The 16,515-nt window shown below is 59.5% G+C and carries 17 protein-coding genes and 1 pseudogene; 14 read left to right on the forward strand and 4 right to left on the reverse strand.

Annotated features, from left to right (window positions below; genetic code table 11):
* Positions 1-69: 69 nt before the first annotated feature.
* Positions 70-1,860 (reverse strand): thiamine pyrophosphate-requiring protein, encoded by a 1,791-nt coding sequence (locus DTW90_RS32470; protein ID WP_149343802.1) that lies wholly within the window; start codon positions 1,858-1,860, stop codon positions 70-72.
* A gap of 235 nt (positions 1,861-2,095) precedes the next feature.
* On the opposite strand from DTW90_RS32470, the gene DTW90_RS32475 reads away from it, so the two are divergent.
* From DTW90_RS32475 to DTW90_RS32485, 3 genes are read left to right on the forward strand one after another with little or no spacing between them, the layout of a single operon-like run.
* Positions 2,096-2,410, forward strand: a complete 315-nt coding sequence (locus DTW90_RS32475) for a plasmid stabilization protein (protein WP_149343803.1) — start codon at positions 2,096-2,098, stop codon at positions 2,408-2,410.
* A 51-nt stretch (positions 2,411-2,461) separates the two neighbouring features.
* Entirely contained in the window at positions 2,462-2,758 is a 297-nt protein-coding gene (locus tag DTW90_RS32480) for a DUF3175 domain-containing protein (RefSeq protein WP_112518394.1), read from the forward strand.
* Between the two features lie 35 nt (positions 2,759-2,793).
* Positions 2,794-3,021 (forward strand): hypothetical protein, encoded by a 228-nt coding sequence (locus DTW90_RS32485; protein ID WP_149343805.1) that lies wholly within the window; start codon positions 2,794-2,796, stop codon positions 3,019-3,021.
* Here DTW90_RS32485 and DTW90_RS32490 read toward each other — a convergent pair.
* The gene (locus DTW90_RS32490) at positions 3,018-3,695 is read right to left on the reverse strand and encodes a UdgX family uracil-DNA binding protein (RefSeq protein WP_149343806.1); all 678 of its coding nucleotides are present in this window, start codon (positions 3,693-3,695) and stop codon (positions 3,018-3,020) included. The genes DTW90_RS32485 and DTW90_RS32490 overlap by 4 nt on opposite strands.
* A gap of 6 nt (positions 3,696-3,701) precedes the next feature.
* Complete coding sequence (locus DTW90_RS32495; protein ID WP_149343808.1) at positions 3,702-4,319, reverse strand: flavodoxin family protein; 618 nt, start codon at positions 4,317-4,319, stop codon at positions 3,702-3,704.
* A 291-nt stretch (positions 4,320-4,610) separates the two neighbouring features.
* Between DTW90_RS32495 and DTW90_RS32500 the strand changes: the two are divergent.
* From DTW90_RS32500 to DTW90_RS32550, 11 genes and pseudogenes are all read left to right on the forward strand, one after another.
* Positions 4,611-5,404 (forward strand): annotated as a pseudogene (locus tag DTW90_RS32500) (NADP-dependent oxidoreductase).
* 157 nt (positions 5,405-5,561) lie between these two features.
* Positions 5,562-6,089, forward strand: coding sequence for a DUF4142 domain-containing protein (locus DTW90_RS32505; protein ID WP_149343809.1), 528 nt, complete (start codon positions 5,562-5,564; stop codon positions 6,087-6,089).
* A 27-nt stretch (positions 6,090-6,116) separates the two neighbouring features.
* Positions 6,117-6,647 carry a DUF2934 domain-containing protein gene (locus tag DTW90_RS32510; RefSeq protein WP_149343810.1) on the forward strand — a complete coding sequence of 177 codons (531 nt, stop codon included), beginning with the start codon at positions 6,117-6,119 and terminating at the stop codon, positions 6,645-6,647.
* Positions 6,648-6,685: 38 nt separating this feature from the next.
* Positions 6,686-6,922 carry a hypothetical protein gene (locus tag DTW90_RS32515; RefSeq protein WP_149343812.1) on the forward strand — a complete coding sequence of 79 codons (237 nt, stop codon included), beginning with the start codon at positions 6,686-6,688 and terminating at the stop codon, positions 6,920-6,922.
* Between the two features lie 120 nt (positions 6,923-7,042).
* Positions 7,043-9,439: an FdhF/YdeP family oxidoreductase gene (locus DTW90_RS32520; protein ID WP_149343813.1), complete on the forward strand. Its 2,397-nt coding sequence runs from the start codon at positions 7,043-7,045 to the stop codon at positions 9,437-9,439.
* A gap of 20 nt (positions 9,440-9,459) precedes the next feature.
* The gene (locus DTW90_RS32525) at positions 9,460-10,056 is read left to right on the forward strand and encodes a cytochrome c (protein WP_246665142.1); all 597 of its coding nucleotides are present in this window, start codon (positions 9,460-9,462) and stop codon (positions 10,054-10,056) included.
* On the forward strand, positions 10,053-11,042 hold the full coding sequence (gene coxB / locus DTW90_RS32530; protein WP_149343814.1) for a cytochrome c oxidase subunit II: 990 nt from the start codon (positions 10,053-10,055) through the stop codon (positions 11,040-11,042). Before DTW90_RS32525 ends, coxB begins: the two co-directional genes overlap by 4 nt.
* Positions 11,039-12,952, forward strand: a complete 1,914-nt coding sequence (gene ctaD / locus DTW90_RS32535) for a cytochrome c oxidase subunit I (protein WP_149343816.1) — start codon at positions 11,039-11,041, stop codon at positions 12,950-12,952. Before coxB ends, ctaD begins: the two co-directional genes overlap by 4 nt.
* Positions 12,949-13,551, forward strand: a complete 603-nt coding sequence (locus DTW90_RS32540; protein ID WP_149343817.1) for a cytochrome c oxidase subunit 3 — start codon at positions 12,949-12,951, stop codon at positions 13,549-13,551. Before ctaD ends, DTW90_RS32540 begins: the two co-directional genes overlap by 4 nt.
* Positions 13,552-13,843: 292 nt before the next feature.
* On the forward strand, positions 13,844-14,722 hold the full coding sequence (locus DTW90_RS32545) for a cytochrome c oxidase assembly protein (protein ID WP_149343818.1): 879 nt from the start codon (positions 13,844-13,846) through the stop codon (positions 14,720-14,722).
* A complete protein-coding gene (locus tag DTW90_RS32550) occupies positions 14,715-15,131 on the forward strand; it encodes a c-type cytochrome (RefSeq protein WP_149343820.1) in 417 nt (138 codons plus the stop codon). The genes DTW90_RS32545 and DTW90_RS32550 overlap by 8 nt, the downstream gene beginning before the upstream one ends.
* 2 nt (positions 15,132-15,133) lie before the next feature.
* Here DTW90_RS32550 and DTW90_RS32555 read toward each other — a convergent pair whose 3' ends face one another.
* A complete protein-coding gene (locus DTW90_RS32555) occupies positions 15,134-16,054 on the reverse strand; it encodes a cytochrome c (RefSeq protein ID WP_149343821.1) in 921 nt (306 codons plus the stop codon).
* Positions 16,055-16,515 lie beyond the last annotated feature (461 nt).

Below are 16,515 nucleotides of genomic sequence, written 5' to 3' on the forward strand. Positions count from 1 at the left end.
TCTTCCTCTTGTCTGACCGATTTGCTTGCGACCTTGTTCTGAAGGGTCGATTTAATAGGTCAACAGACACTACCCGTCGCTCTTTCCGGGAAGCACTGAGCTCAATACCTGCCGCACCGTGCCGCGGATAATGCCTCCCTCATTGGGATCACCTTTTACCAGCGCCGACGTGAGGTTCTTGACCTGCTCGAACGTCAGGTGCGGCGGCATGGGCGGGACTTCAGGGTCGGTCTTGACCTCGAGCAGAACGGGACGATCGGAGGCAAGAGCCTCCTCCCAGGCCGGCCCCAGGTTTTCCGGACGATCGACAAACAGACCTTTGAGGCCGATGAGCTCTGCAAACCGATGATAAGGAACGTTGGGAATGCGCTGCGAGGCCTCGAACTTCGGATCGCCTTCCATCACCCGCTGCTCCCATGTCACCTGATTGAGATCCTCGTTATTGAAGACGCAGATGATGAAGCGGTGGTCGGTCCAGTCTCGCCAGTATTTGGCAACGGTGATCAGCTCGGCCATGTTGTTCATCTGCATGGCGCCGTCGCCGACGAGACCGATCACCGGCCGGTCCGGGTGGGCGTATTTGGCAGCAATAGCATAGGGAACCGCAGCACCCATCGATGCCAGTCCGCCCGAAAGCGACGCCATCATTCCGGGCCTGATCTTGATATCGCGCGCATACCAGTTTGCACAGGAGCCGGAATCACTGGTCAATATGACATTGTCAGGCAGGCGTGAAGACAGCTCCCACGTGACCAGTTGCGGATTGACGGGATTGGCTTCGGCGTGGGCCCGTTCCTCAAGGAGCTTCCACCAGGCGGCAACGTTCTTTTCTATGCGGTTGCGCCATTTGCCATCTTTCTGCTCAAGCAAGGGCAGCAATGCGTTCAACGTTTCCTTCGCGTCGCCAACGAGATTGACGTCCATTGGGTAGCGGAGCGACAGCATGCCCGGCTGGATATCGATCTGGACCGCCTTCGCCTGTCCTTCCTCGGGCAGAAACTCCGCATAGGGAAAGCCGGAACCGATCATCAACAACGTGTCGCAGTCGCCCATCAGGTCCGAGGAAGGCTCGGTTCCAAGAAGCCCGATCGACCCGGTAACCCAAGGTAGAGCATCGGGAAGAACGGCTTTCCCGAGTAACGCTTTCGCAGCCCCGGCGCCAAGCCGATCGGCGATGGCGATCACCTCGTCGGTCGCGCCAAGCGCGCCAGCTCCAACGAGAATGGCCACTTTTTCACCGGCGTTGAGGATGTCGGCCGCGGCCTGAAGGTCCTCATGATACGGCACGATTTTGGGTGCCCGATAGCCGAAGCCGGAATGGAGGGTTCCGTGCGCCCGCGCCGGTTCCTCATAGGCCATTTCCTGCAAGTCGTTGGGCAGGATCAGTGCCGTCACCGTCCTATTTGCCAAGGCGATACGTACCGCACGATCGACAAGATGTCGGACTTGCGCGGGCGTGGAGGCCTGATGGACGAAATCTCTGGCGACATCCTTGAACAGGGCGGCGAGATCGACCTCCTGCTGGTAATGCCCGCCAAGCGCGCCGCGCGCCTGTTGCCCGACGATTGCCAGAAGCGGCTGATGGTCGGCGCGGGCATCATACATGCCGGTCACAAGATGTGCCGCGCCTGGGCCAGAGGTCGCGATGCAGACGCCGAGCTCGCCGGAAAATTTCGCATAGGCAGACGCCATAAACGCTGCCATTTCCTCGTGCCGCGCTTGGATGAACTCGATCTTGTCGCCAGCACGGTTGAGCGCGCCGAACACGCCGTTGATGCCGTCGCCGGGATAGCCGAACATGCGGCGGACGCCCCAGACGTTAAGACGGGAAACGACGAAATCGCCGACGGTCTGTGTCATGTCGATGCCTCTTGGGTCACATCAAAAATGGTCTGCAACAAACCCCCGCTTCCGGGTGTTGGTTCCGCAATCGCGGTAGATCTCTTCTGCTGCGAGGAACTGATCTGGAGCGGTTCAATACGCACCGTCCTGAGCGTCGTTTGCTGACCCGTAATCACGATTGCCGCTCGGCGGAACTTTGGTCGGAAATCGCAGTTTTTCATGCTTCATGTCACGTATGAGAAGGAGATGTTCCATGCCCCAAGGTGACAAGTCCGCCTGTACCGACAAGCAGAAACGCAAGGCCGAGCACATTGAGGAAGGCTACGAAGATCGTGGCGTTTCTGAAAAGGAAGCCGAGCGCCGCGCCTGGGCCACCGTCAACAAGGAGAGCGGCGGTGGCAAGAAGTCCGGATCCGGCCGTGGCCATGCCGAAAACCATGCCTCCTCCGAAAAGGGCGGGCGCAAGGGTGGTGCCGCTGCTGCATCGCGGACCAAGGAAGAGCGTTCCGCTTCGGCTAAAAAGGCCGCTGCCACTCGCAAACGCAATGAGTACCACGCCCATCATTGACCCCTGATACGGCGCCCGACCCAGGGCGCCGCTTCCCGCGCGGAGGATCCGATGCCGAAAAAGAAACCCAAGCAGAAATGGTCGCAGGACGTGACCGACAACAGCGATGCGATGGACCTCGAAGGCGGGGTCTTCAAGCAGCGCAGCGCCAAGAAGATCGCGGATTCGCTCAAGCATTCCGCGGAGGAAAGCCCGCGGCGAAAAGCCAGCCCTTTCCAGTCTGCGATGTCGATGCTCACCTTCTATATCAATCGTGCCGGCAAGCAGCTGTCACGATCGCGTCTAGCGACCCTAAATCGCGCCAAGGACGAGTTGCGCAAGGACTTTGGCAAGCAGCCGAAGCGCTAAAGAGCCTCTTGTTTGATGCTGCAAGGAGAGTGGCCATGCCGGTGATAAACGCGCCAAATGACAATCCGCGCGACGACGATCTCGAATGCCAGCAGGCTTTGGAACCGTCGTTTCTGTCGATCGTCGAAGAAGCCGTTGCTGCCGGCTGGCCCCGTCGCCTCGTGCTGCAATCGCTCGGCGATCTCGCCGATAACCTTTGGACCGATGAGGAGCAACTCGGACCGCGGCCGGAACTCCCGGCCGTCGGCAGTTTCGATCCTTAGGCGTTTTGCCTTGCCGTCATCAGTGAGGCATTCAGATGGTCGCCAATGCTCTTGAGGTCGCTGATAAAGCGCCGCCGCTCGCTCTCACGATCATCGTGATCGCGGATGCGAAGCAGATAGGACGGATGGATCGTGACCAGGATAGGTGTGCCGCTTGCTGCTGGCAGAATGTGGCCCCGTTCCTTGGTTAGTCCGACCGATCGACCCATCAGAGCGTAGAGGGCTGTCGCCCCGAGCGCCACGATTAGGTCAGGCCGGAGGAGCTCAAGTTCGCCGCCCAGCCACCAGGCGCAACGTTGTATCTCACCGGCGTTCGGCTTGGCATGAAGGCGCCGTTTGCCGCGTCGTTCGAACTTGAAGTGCTTGACCGCATTGGTCACGTAGCAGAGTGATCGATCAACGCCGGCTTCCTGCAGACATTCGTCGAGCAGCCTGCCCGCGGGGCCGACGAAAGGCTTGCCGGCGATGTCCTCCTGATCTCCCGGTTGCTCGCCAATCAGCACAACCCTTGCCTCGGACGGGCCTTCGCCGAACACGGTTTGGGTGGCATCCCGGTAGAGATCACAGCGTTCACAGGCCTCAGCTTGGTGCCGCAACGCGCTCAAACTTGTTACCTGTGGATGGGGTTCTGCAAAAGCAGGCGGGACCTGCGCCTTGTGGGTGGTCGTCGGCATTGCCTGCTACCCCTCCTCGCCCGGATATTGGGATTTCTTCAGAAGCTTGGCGAGATGAGCTGTGTTTCGCGCCAGCATCGATATCATCGTCTGAACCGCCTCCGGGGTCTTTTTCAGATCGACGAAGTTCGTCGATCCCATGGCCTCGCCGACCCAGTAGGCAACCGCATTGGCCGGAATCGTGAAGCCGACATCGTTGAGGCCCTGAAACACTTCCGCGGAAACGTGGTGGGCGCCATCCTCGTTGCCGACCACCGCAACTGCTGCGACCTTGCCGTAGGACACCATGCGGCCCTGATCGTCTGTCTCTTCGAGAAATGCGTCCATCCGCTCCAGCGCGCGCTTGCAAACGCTTCCCGGCTGCCCGAGCCAGATCGGCGTGCCGACCAGCACAATGTCGGCTTCCAGGACTTGTCTGCGGATATCGGGCCAGGCGTCGCCTTCGCCTTCGTCCGACGTCACGCCCGGCTTGATGTTATGATCGGCAAGTCGAATGCTCTCGGTTTCGACGCCGTGCTTCTTGAACTCTTCAGCAATGAGTTCGAGCAATTTGCCGGTGGAGGATGGCTCGGAAGAGTCCGAGGACTTCAGGGTGCCGTTCAAGGCGAGTGCTTTCAAAGACATGCTTACTCCTGTTGTGAAAAAAGGGCTGGCCATTCCAACGACCTAAAGTTCGGGGGGCGTTGGTGCCTCCGGTTTGCAAAGCGAAACCGATCATCAGACGAGTTGTTCCCTGCGTACCGGTTGGCGAGGAGCAATCGCTTTGAGGTGCGGTTTCCGTTTGAAAAATGAAGAATCCCGGACATCACAGGAGTGTCAGTCATGACGATCGAGGAGATCGATCGTCCTATTCCGTCCGCGAACGAAGTTCTCATCAAAGTCCTTGCAGCAAGCGTCAATCCCGTCGATGCGAAGATGCGTGAGGGCAAGTATCCGGTCGTCACTGAAAAGGACTTGCCCTATGTGCTCGGCCGCGACGTCAGCGGACAAATCGCGGCCGCTGGCGACAACGTATCAAGCTTCCTCATCGGCGATGACGTCTTTGCATTTCTCTCCCCGGATCATGGGGGTTATGAGGAATTTGTACTGGCCAGAGCAGACGAGGTGGCCACCATGCCAAAATCCCTGGATGCGGTTGGCGCGGCTGCCGTGCCGCTTGCCGGAATCACCGCGTGGCAGGGTCTCTTCGATCACGGCGGTCTTCGCTCGGGCAAACGTGTTCTCATCCATGGCGGTGCTGGCGGTGTCGGTCATTTCGCCATCCAGTTCGCGAAGGCCAAGGGCGCCTGGGTCGCAACCACCGTATCTACTGCCGACAGGCAGTTCGTAAGCGACCTCGGGGCCGATCTGGTGATCGACTACAAGTCCGAAAAGATCGAGGACGTGATCGAGCCGGCGGACCTGGTGTTCGATCTGATTGCTGGAGAAACACAGGATCGCAGCTTCGATGTGGTCAAGCCGGGAGGCGCGCTTACTTCGACACTGAAGGAGCCGGACAGGCGCGCGCTGCGGAACTGAGCATTCGCGTGGGCAGATACACGGCGCAGCCAAACGGCAGCCAGTTACAGGAAATCGCGGAATTGATCGATCGAGGCAGGGTCAAGGTCGTGGTCGCCGGCACTCTTGAGCTTCATGCGGCCGCAGAAGTGCAGGCAGCTCTCAAAGAAAACCATATCCGCGACAAGGTCGTTCGGAAAGTCGCCGACTGATTCCACGATCTGGAAGCACACCTGGAAGATCTTTCAGTGGGCGTGTCTCCCTCCTCTATTTCTTGGCAGTAGCCACCGCGCTCCGCTCGGTCAATTTTCCGCGGAACACTCGGGCTGGCAGAACCGTTTTTAGGCGGAGATCATCCAGGAGGTCCCCATGAAACACCTTGCTATCGCTTCGCTTGCCCTCCTACTTGCTGGCCCGGCCTTCGCGCAGTCTGCAGCCGAAAAAACGGGCGTCAATTCGCTGATGGGCGTTGCGCCGAAGACCGAAGACTTCGTCACGGAAGCCGCCACCAGCGATATTTTCGAGATCGCCTCGAGCAAACTTGCCCTTGAACGCGGAGACGATGCGACGAAAGCCTTCGCGCAGCAGATGGTGACCGATCATCAAAAGACCACCGATGAACTCAAAGGGTTGGTGACAAGCGGAAAGGTCACAGCGCCGCTGCCTACTGCCATGACGTCCAGCCAGCAGAGCATGCTCGACAAGCTGAACGGCCTCCAGGGGGCGGACTTCAACAAGCAGTACCATTCTGATCAGGAATCCGCGCACGAAGACGCGGTCGACCTCTTCAAACGCTACGGCGATGAAGGCGACAACGCCGACCTGAAGGCGTGGGCCGCAAGTACCCGCCCCGCGCTGGAGCACCATCTGATGATGGCGAAAGAGCTCAATAAATAAGGCCAAAAGAATGTCGGGAGGCAAGCCATGATCGATGAAGAGACAAGAAGGCTGCGGGCCTATCAGATCTGGGAAAGCGAGGGACGCCCCGAAGGCCGGGATCTCGCGCATTGGTACAAGGCGGGCGAGGCTGACTTCGATGCCTCGCGTGACCGACCCCATTTCATCCAATATTCGCCCGGCGCCGCGCCACCCGGATCGCTGGTCATCAAATTCTATCATTCCGGCGATCAGATCCGCGGCTACGTGCGCAAGATCGCTGAACCAGATGAAGACGATACGATATTTCCTGGTGAGGAAATGGAGCCTGACGCGGCTTTCAAACTGGCCAACTCGCACAATGGGGATGCCCACACGCCAATATTTATCGAACTCGTCGAAGATGTCCAATGGGACCCGACATGGGGCGAATTGAGAAGCGATCACGTTGCAACGGACACGGGTGAGACCGATGACAGTCACTCCCAGGATGACCCGGCAGTCGCTCGCGGCCGTCGCACTCTTGCTCGGGAGGCCAAGAAGGGACCGGGCCGGGCTGTGGCAGACCCGGACCGATGAAACGACAGAGACCGTCCCGAGTGTTCAGGAGCATCAACATGAAAGAAAATGAAGGATCGTCCAAGAGGCGGATCGAGCAGGATGCCAAAGGACAGTCCGAAAGCAATCATGCTGGTGGATCCAACAATGGTGTCAGCAGTGCTAAGCCGCGTGTCATCACCCATTCCGAGGACGCGACCGTCAATAAAAAACCGCCCGGCAAAGATGAGGAGACCAAAGACTGGGATGTCAATTACGACGAGCGCGATATGAGCGAAGGCAAGTTTCGCGGATAAATTGGCGCCCCGGTCGGGTCATTCGGGCGCCGGGCGGGAACTTGGTGCGACATCGGAGGTTATCGTCTGCCGAGGAGCCGACAGCGGGGACGGTTCATTCGTCGCTTGTGTGAGGCATCCATGACATCAAAAACGCACTCTCCCAAAATCAAACCTTACTCGGGGCCTGCGGGCGGATGGGGCTCGGCCAAATCCGTGGCAGAGATCATTGTCAGGGAGCACGTCGCCTCAAGGACGCCCAATCTGTTGCCGGCACAAAACAAGCCGGAAGGCTATATGTGTGTCAGTTGCGCCTGGGCAAAACCAGCCAAGCCCCATCCTCTTGAATTCTGCGAGAATGGCGCAAAGGCTACGGCGTGGGAGGTGACGTCACGACGTGCTGACCGGGCGTTCTTCAATGAACACCCTCTCCACGAACTGGAGCGCTGGGACGATCATGATCTTGAAGAACAAGGTCGCTTGACGCATCCGATGCGGTGGGACGCAGCCACCGATCGATATGTTCCGGTGCCCTGGGCCGATGCGTTTGAAGAGATCGGTCGGGAACTGCGCGCCCTCGATCCACATCATGTCGATTTCTACACGTCGGGCCGGGCGTCGCTCGAAACGAGTTACATGTATCAACTGTTCGCCCGCATGTACGGCAGCAACAACATGCCGGACAGTTCGAACATGTGTCACGAGAGCTCTTCGGTGGCGCTGCCCGAAAGCATTGGCGCGTCGGTCGGCACCGCCGTTCTGTCGGACTTTCAAAACACCGATTGTATCTTCTACATCGCCCAGAATGTCGGAACCTCGTCGCCTCGCCTTCTCCATGATCTCCAGGACGCTGTCGATCGCGGCGTCAAGATCGTCACCGTCAATCTGCTGCGGGAACGGGGACTCGAACGGTTCGTCAATCCGCAGTCGCCGGCGCAGATGCTCACCGGCAAGGAAACGAAGATTTCCTCCGAATATTATCAGGTGAACAACGGCGGCGATATCGCCGCGCTATTTGGCGTCTGCAAGGCGCTGATCGAAGCCGACGATGCCCTGAAAGCGTCCTATCAAAGCCGGGTTGCAGGCGAGGACGGGAAACCACAAGATCCGGAGAATGCGGCAATGTTTGCCTTTGCTGCATCGATTGCGGCCGCCGACCAAAAGCATGTTCTCGATCACGACTTCATCAAGGAGCATACCACAGGCTTCGAGGAATTTGCTGACGCCGCACGCGGCCACCAATGGGAGGAACTGGAACAGGTATCAGGCCTCAGCAGGGATCAGATGACGCAGGCCGCGGCAACCTACGCGAAGTCCGATGCGGTGATGATGGTTTACGGCATGGGTCTCACGCAACAGCTGATGGGCGTCCAGAATGTCCATATGGTTTGCAATCTTGCGCTGCTGCGCGGCAATATCGGCAAACCGGGGGCCAACATCTGCGCCGTTCGCGGTCACTCGAACGTCCAGGGACAGCGGACCGTCGGCATTACCGAGAAACCGGGCCTGGCGCCGCTCGATAAGCTCTCCGAGCTCTACGGTTTCGAACCACCCCGTTGGACCGGCCGCTCCACCGTCGAGACCTGTGAGGCGATCATGAGCGGCCAATCGCGAGCCTTCATCAGTCTTGGCGGCAACTTTCTGAGGGCCGTGCCCGACACGAATGCCATCGAAGAAGGGTGGCGCAAGCTGCGGCTGAGCGTGCAAATCGCTACCAAACTCAATCGCAGCCATGTCGTCCATGGCGAAATTGCCATTCTGCTGCCATGTCTCGGCCGTATCGAACTGGATGAGCAGGCGACCGGTCCGCAGGCCGTGTCGATGGAGAGTTCCATCGCCCATTTCCATGGCTCGCGCGGCAAGACGAAACCAGCAAGCTCGGAGCTCCTTTCGGAGCCAGCAATCGTCGCCGGCATTGCCAAGGCGACACTCGGCAATACCAATGTCCCCTGGGATAGCTGGGTCGGAAACTATGCGGAGATCCGTGATGCGATCGAGCAAACCTACCCGGAGACGTTCAAGGATTTCAACAAACGTCTGTTTACGCCAGGTGGATTCGTGAGACCGCTGCCGGCGCGTGAACGCAAATGGGTGACGAAGAGCGGCAAGGCGAACTTCCTGACGCCAGAGAAACTCTTTCCGGAATTTTCGACGGCGCGGAGCACCGACGTTCTTCACCTTGCGACCCTACGATCCAACGACCAGTTCAACACGACGATTTACGGCTATAGCGATCGCTTCCGGGGAGTGGAAGGCACTCGCAAGGTGATCTTTATGAATCCGGAGGACATCCTCCGGTTGGGTTTCAAGGATGGCGACAGCGTCGATCTGACCACCGCGATCGATGCGAACAATGTTCGGACAGTGACAGCGTTGCGGATCGTTGCCTACGATATTCCCAGGGGCTGTTGCGGGGCGTATTATCCAGAGACGAACCCGCTCTTTCCGCTGGCTCACCATGATCCAAAATCAAAAACGCCTTCCTATAAGCTCCTTCCGGTGCGTCTCAGCCGATCCTCGGAAGAACCCCATGATTGAGGGGGCCGCCGGGTGAGCACATGATGTTCGGGGGCAACAACGACGCAAGGTGGCCGATTCTGGCAACCTTTTTGCTGGTTGCCGGGGGCGGGTTTCTCGGCTGGGCTCGGCAGCCGCGGGAACTCCGGACCGATCCACCCGTCGTTGCCGATCTCGATCGCTTCCGGCTGATGCCGAACGCGATCAGCGGTGCGCCGCCCGAGAGTTATTTTGCTGAGGGGAAAATCTACGAAAGCGATGCTTATAATCTCAGCCAGGGCCAGCGCCTCTATACCTGGTTCGGCTGCCCGTCGTGCCACGGCGATGGGCGCGGGAACATAGGTCCTTCATTCCTCGACGGTTGGTGGCTGTACGGTCCCGAGATGGTGTCCATTGTCGCCTCGATCCGCGACGGTCGCCCGCACGGCATGCCTGCCTTTGGAGACCGGATGACGATCGAACAAATCTGGCAACTGGTCGGTTATGTCCAGACAATCGGCGCCTATTCGGCAAAGGTAGCGGCGACGGGGCGCAAAGACGACCTCCAGACGCGGCCGGCCGAAAATCGGGCGCCCGCGAAGATCCTGTTCAACGAAGGACCGGCAGGCGTCCATCCAGACCAGGGACCCTCCCCTTGAAAACCGCCCGCATCCTTCTGCTGCCGATCATTGCCGCTGTTACTGGCTGCAGCGGCAACCAGTCAGCATTGGATCCCCAAGGCGCACCCGCGGTCCATATCGAGCATCTCATCATCGGTATCACCTTCGTCTGCGCAGTCGTCTGGCTTCTGGTCATGATCGTGCTCGGCTGGGCACTGCTGCGGAAACGGTCCGGCGACGGCGGCGAGCCCCGTGAACGGCCCTTGACGATGATCGTTGGCAGTGCCGTTGCCGCGACGGTTATCATTATCGCAGGTCTGACGATCGCGAGCTTTTACACCACATGGGGCATCGGTTTGCCCGAAAACGCAGCGCTGACGATCACCGTCAGGGCACAGCAATGGTGGTGGCAGGTCATCTATGCCGACGCCGATCCGGCGCTCAGCTTCCAGACTGCCAACGAAATCCATATCCCCCTCGGTCAGGATGTTCGGATCCAGCTCGAAAGTGCCGATGTCGTACACTCGTTCTGGGTGCCGAGCCTTGCCGGCAAACAGGATCTTGTGCCGGGCCGCAGCAACAGTCTTCTCCTGCGGGCGGAACGGCCCGGCATCTATCGCGGTCAGTGCGCCGAATTTTGCGGGCTCCAGCACACTCACATGGCGATGATGGTCATTGCCGATGAGCCGGCGGATTATCAGCGCTGGATTGCGGTCCAACGTGAGAACGGCGTGATGCCGACCGACCCCGACGCTGCCGCCGGAAAGCTGGCTTTTCTGTCAAAACCTTGTGCTGCATGCCACACGGTTCGCGGTACTCCGGCCATCGGCACCACCGGCCCCGACCTGACCCATATCGGCGGCCGTCAGACGATTGCGGCCGGGCTTCTCGAAACCACACGCGGGTCGCTTGCGGCTTGGATTGCCGATCCGCAGACCCTCAAGCCCGGTAACAACATGCCGATGGTTCCCCTTACCAGCGTGGAACTGCGGGATATCTCCGCCTATATGGAGAGCCTCAAATGACCATCAGCGTTGAAGTCGAGGATCTGCGCGATACAGCACTGGACGAGATCGAGCTCGACCGTCGTCTTGCAGCGACCTGGTCGACACCAGCGGGACTGTGGGGCGCGCTTTCGACCGTCGACCATAAGATCATCGGCCGCCGATACATCGTGACGGCCTTCGTGTTCCTGGCGCTCGGCGGGCTCCTGGCGATGGCAATGCGGCTACAGCTATCCAGGCCCGAGGCGCGGTTTGTTGGTCCGGACCGTTACAACCAAATATTCACCATGCACGGCACCAACATGATGTTTTTGTTTGCCGTGCCCGTGATGGAGGCGATGGCCGTCTATCTGGTGCCGTTGATGGTTGGGACCCGCAATATCGCCTTCCCGCGCCTCAACGCGTTCTCTTACTGGATGTATCTGGCCGGCGGGCTGCTGCTGTGGATCGCTTTTGCGGTCGATACCGGCCCTGACGTCGGCTGGTTTGCCTACGTGCCGCTATCTGGACCGCAATATGCTGCTGGAAAACGCGCCGACATTTGGGCGCAGATGATCACGTTTACCGAAGTCTCGGCGCTCGCCGTCGCCGTTGAGATTGTCGTCACGGTGTTCAAGCAACGCGCGCCGGGCATGTCGCTCGACCGCATCCCATTGTTCGTCTGGTCCATGCTGGTCACATCGTTTCTGATCATCATGGCGATGCCGGCAATCATGATCGCCAGCACGGCGCTGATCCTCGACCGGCTTGTCGGCACGCACTTCTTCAATCCTGCGGAAGGCGGCGACGTATTGCTGTGGCAGCATCTGTTCTGGTTCTTCGGCCACCCGGAGGTCTACATCATCTTCCTGCCAGCGGTCGGCATGGTCTCGACGATCGTTGCGACCTTCACGCGACGCCCCGTCTTCGGCTACCTCGCCATGGTGATGGCCCTGGTAGCGACAGGGATTCTGGCTTTCGGGCTGTGGGTCCATCACATGTTCGTCGCCGGGCTGCCGCGTCTGGGCGAAAGCTTCTTTACGGCGTCGAGCATGGCGATCGCCATCCCTGCTGGTCTGCAGATCTTCTGCTGGCTGGCGACGATCTGGGCCGGCAGACCGGTGTTTAAGACCCCGTTCCTGTTCGTCATCGGCTTCATGGTGATATTCGTCATCGGCGGGATGACCGGGGTCATGGTGGCCTCCGTTCCCTTCGACACGCAGGTTCACGACACCTATTTCGTGGTTGCGCATTTCCACTACGTTCTTGTGGGCGGCGCGGTCTTTCCGCTGTTAGGCGCCATCTATTACTGGTTCCCGAAGATCACCGGGCGAATGATGAGCGAGACGCTCGGCCGCTGGGTATTCGGGCTGATCTTTGCTGGCTTCAACCTGACCTTCTTTCCCATGCATATCCTCGGGCTGCAGGGCATGCCGCGCCGCATCTATACCTACCAGCCGGAAATGCCGTGGTGCGGCTTGAACATGTTCGTCAGCTTGAGTGCCGTCATTCTTGCGGCCGGTTTTCTGCTGTTCTTTATCGATGCTGTTCGCAGCGCGGCTTCGGGCTCTGCCGCGCCGGACAATCCGTGGGGGGCGTCGACGCTTGAATGGGCGACATCGTCACCACCGCCGCCCTATAATTTCTCGCGCTTGCCGGTGGTCAGTAGTCTCGCGCCCTTGTCAGAGAAATCAGAAGCGCTTCCCGTTGCCTCCGGCCTGTCGGTCGACCGCCGCGAATTGATCGTCAGCAGCGTCGTCGAAGCGCTTCCAGAGGCGCGCGAGTCGTCACCTGACAATTCGATCTGGCCGCTCTGGTCGGCACTCGCAACCACGGTACTGTTGATCTGGTCGATCTTCACGCCCTGGGCAGTTGTCTGGGGATCGATCCCTGTGTCGATTGCCCTGATCGGATGGTTCTGGCCGAAAGGCACTCTGGAGGACGACGCATGAAACAATCCGTCGTACTCGATCTCACGAAACTGCCCCCGCATGGGCTTGGCACCGCAAGCCTGACCTGGTGGGGAACGCTTGCCTTCATGCTGATCGAGGGAACAGGCTTTGCGCTTTCGATCGTTGTCTACCTCTACCTCATGAGCCTGGCACCGCACTGGCCGTTGAATGCACCGCCCCCCGATCTGCTGCCCGGAACGGCCTTGACGGCATTGCTGATTGCCAGCCTGCTTCCCAACGTCCTGATTGCCCGCTGGGCACGGCAGCAGAATTTGGCGAAGGTCCGTGTCGGCCTGATCATCATGTCGCTGCTCGGGGTGGCGCCGCTCATCGTTCGTATCTTCGAATTTCCGGCGATGCACGTCTCGTGGGACCAGAATGCCTACGGATCGATCGTCTGGGTGATGCTTGGCCTGCACACGACCCATATCATGACCGACCTGATCGACACGCTGGTGCTGCTGTGCCTGATGTTTTCCAGGCATGGCGACAATCCGCGGCGCTACGGCGATGTCAGCGACAACGCCATGTACTGGAACTTCGTGGTGGCAACCTGGTTGCCAATGTATGTCTGTCTCTACTGGGTACCGCGCCTATGACCAGAACCTGGATGCGATATTGCGGACTTGTCGTGCCGCCGCTGGCCTGGGCGGCCACAACGCAAGTCGGGCAAATCACCCCTTATATCGACTGCCGCCAGCACGTGCCCTGGACGGCGGCGTTTTGCTCCGCCCTGTTGTTGGTTTCAGCTGCGGGAGCTACTGCCTCTCGCCTATCGCAAAGACCTGTCGGCCGGACGGAGCGATTTGTCGTCGATGCCGGATTTCTAATCGCAAGCGCCTTTGTCTTCGCGCTGATACTGCAGGGGGCGGCGTCGATGCTGCTGGATCCATGTCAGCGCTGATCTGCGCCTTGATCGTTCTAACGACAGCTGTGCCGACAATGGCGCATGGTGACGATGCGCATGCGACCACCATGAGCTGGACGTTCGATCCGTGGATCGTATTGCCAATCGTCGTGATCAGCTTTCTGTATGTCGCTGGACGCATCAGGCTTTCGCGCCGAGTACAGCGCTCCGACCGGATGCACTGGCATGACCTGTTTTTCTGGGGCGGGATGCTGACATTGGCGGGTGCTATCATCTCTCCGCTCCACTGGCTCGGGGAGCGCCTTTTTACATTTCATATGATCGAGCATGAAATCGTCATGGCCGTCTCGGCGCCGTTGATCGTGCTTGCGCGCCCGATCGCTCTCCTTCTTTGGGCCTTGCCGAAACGAGCGCGTCGCGTCGCTGGCGCTGTCCTGCAAGCTCCCCTCATTCGGCGGTCATGGGCCTGGTGCACGGAATCGACCATCGCCACCGTCATCCATGGCGTCGCCATCTGGGGCTGGCACCTGCCCTATCTGTTCGATGCGGCCGTGACCAACACCGCTATGCATCGCCTTCAGCACCTCTGCTTTTTCGCAACGGCGGTCCTATTCTGGTGGGCGGTCGTGTGGAAAAACGACCATGGCGCCCCCGCCTGGCACCTGTTTGTGACGATGGTGCACACCAGCATCCTCGGCGCACTCATGGCGCTCTCGCTGCGGGTTCTCTACATCGCTCAGACGCAAACGGCGACTGCTTGGGGGCTGACTCCTCTGGAGGATCAGCAATTGGCCGGCATGATCATGTGGATACCGGCCGGCACTATCTACGCAGCCGCGGCAATGGCGATGCTGGCGCTGTGGATTCGCGGCTCTAGCGAACCGGGAGCGCATAATGCCTGATGTCGCTGTCTTGGCCCCTCGCCGCGTAGTCAGGGTTGCTGCGGCTGTTACCGCCGGGTTGGGCGCTCTGATCATAACGAATACGGTGCGTGACAGCGAGACAAAGACAGCCGCAGCCGTGGCGCTGACGGGTGGCGATCCAGCGCGCGCTCCCGCACTCTTTCGTCGCTATGGCTGTTCGGGTTGCCACACGATCCCGAGCATACCCGGGGCCGACGGCCAGACCGGCCCGCCGCTTACAGGGTTTTCCAAACGAATCTATATCGCCGGCGTTCTCCAAAACCGTTCCGACAATCTTGTGGCATGGATCGTTTCACCCCAGACCTTTTCACCGCAGACGGCAATGCCGAATACTGGCATATCGGAGAAGGACGCCAAGGACCTCGCCGCCTATTTTTACGCACACTGAGGTTAGGGACGGGGCGTTGGAATCGGCGCAAGCGCCTTGATATAGCGAGCGATCGCCTCGCGGTCGCTCTCGGGCAGCATGGCGGTGTTGGTCACGACATCGGCCATCGACGATCCGACACGGCCATGATCAGGCGTATCGCCAGTTTTTAGCATCGTTGCAATGTCGTGTTCGGTCCACTTGCCCAGGTCCTGCTGCGTGATGTTCGGCACGAACCCTGTGCCTTGAGGATCCACTCCACCCGCAAACCGGGTGTCGGATTTGATGGCGCCGAAGACGTTCCGACTGGAGTGGCATTCGGCGCAGTGGGAAACGCTCTCAACGAGATACGCGCCGCGATCATGGACCGGCTCGCCACTCAGCTGTGCAGCCGACTGGCCCTCACGAAAAAACAACAGCTTCCAAAACCCCACGAACCCGCGGATACGAAAAAGGATTGAAGGGTCATGCGGCGGCGCTCGACCTGAAACTTTAGGCAGCGTCATAAGATACGCATAGAGATCCCGGATATCGGGGACCGCCAAGCCTGTGAAGCTCGTATAAGGGAAAGCGGGATAATAATGCTCATGCTGCGGCGACACACCGCTGACGAGCGCGTTCGCCAGATCGACGACAGTCCATCTCCCGATGCCATCCAGCGGATCTGGGGAAATGTTGGGCGGACGAAAGGTTCCGAATGGTGAGGCGAGCGCCATGCCTCCGCCTAGCCTCCGGCGATCTGATTGGCCGGGTGTCGCATGGCAGGATGCGCAGTCGCCGGCCGCGAAAATCAGCTGACCATGCACGACGTCACCCACGCCATCGAACTGCCGATCACCCTCTGAAAACGGCGGACGGGCGGCAGATATAAACCGACCGGCAGTTGCGGAGGCCCCCGCACAGAGAATGGTCACGAGAGCAATTTTCCATGGCGTCCACGTCATGACATTCTCGTTGCCGAGAGGTCGCCAGCTTGGCAGACCGTACCGTTTTCAATTCACATGCCGGCTATCTGTCGGCGGCCTGATCACCTCAATGACAGTCTAAAGCGCAGAAATCGATTCGGTTCCGCCACTAGGGGTTCATGGCCTATAAAGCAGACTATCGAAGGGCCGAGCGGACGAACCGACAAGCGATCTGCGGACGACGTTTCGAATAGCTTTGCAATGATGTTGGTCAGGGACGAACACCATGTAAGGACTCATTTCGATCCCTTCGTTCTTCAATTTCTACCACGCAGTTTCAGCTCAAGCCCGGCTCGGCGAGAGGCCGAACTCGAACTTCACGGCGACGATGAAATTCCCCTGCCCTTCGACGCCCAGCAGAGGGTATTCCGTGTATCGCTCGCAGCAGCGGGCATCAACGAGCGGCGCTCGCAGTGCTCAAACGATCTTCAATTTTAGTT

Origin of the sequence: Neorhizobium sp. P12A (genome assembly GCF_008365395.1) — a bacterium.
Lineage (GTDB): Bacteria > Pseudomonadota > Alphaproteobacteria > Rhizobiales > Rhizobiaceae > Rhizobium.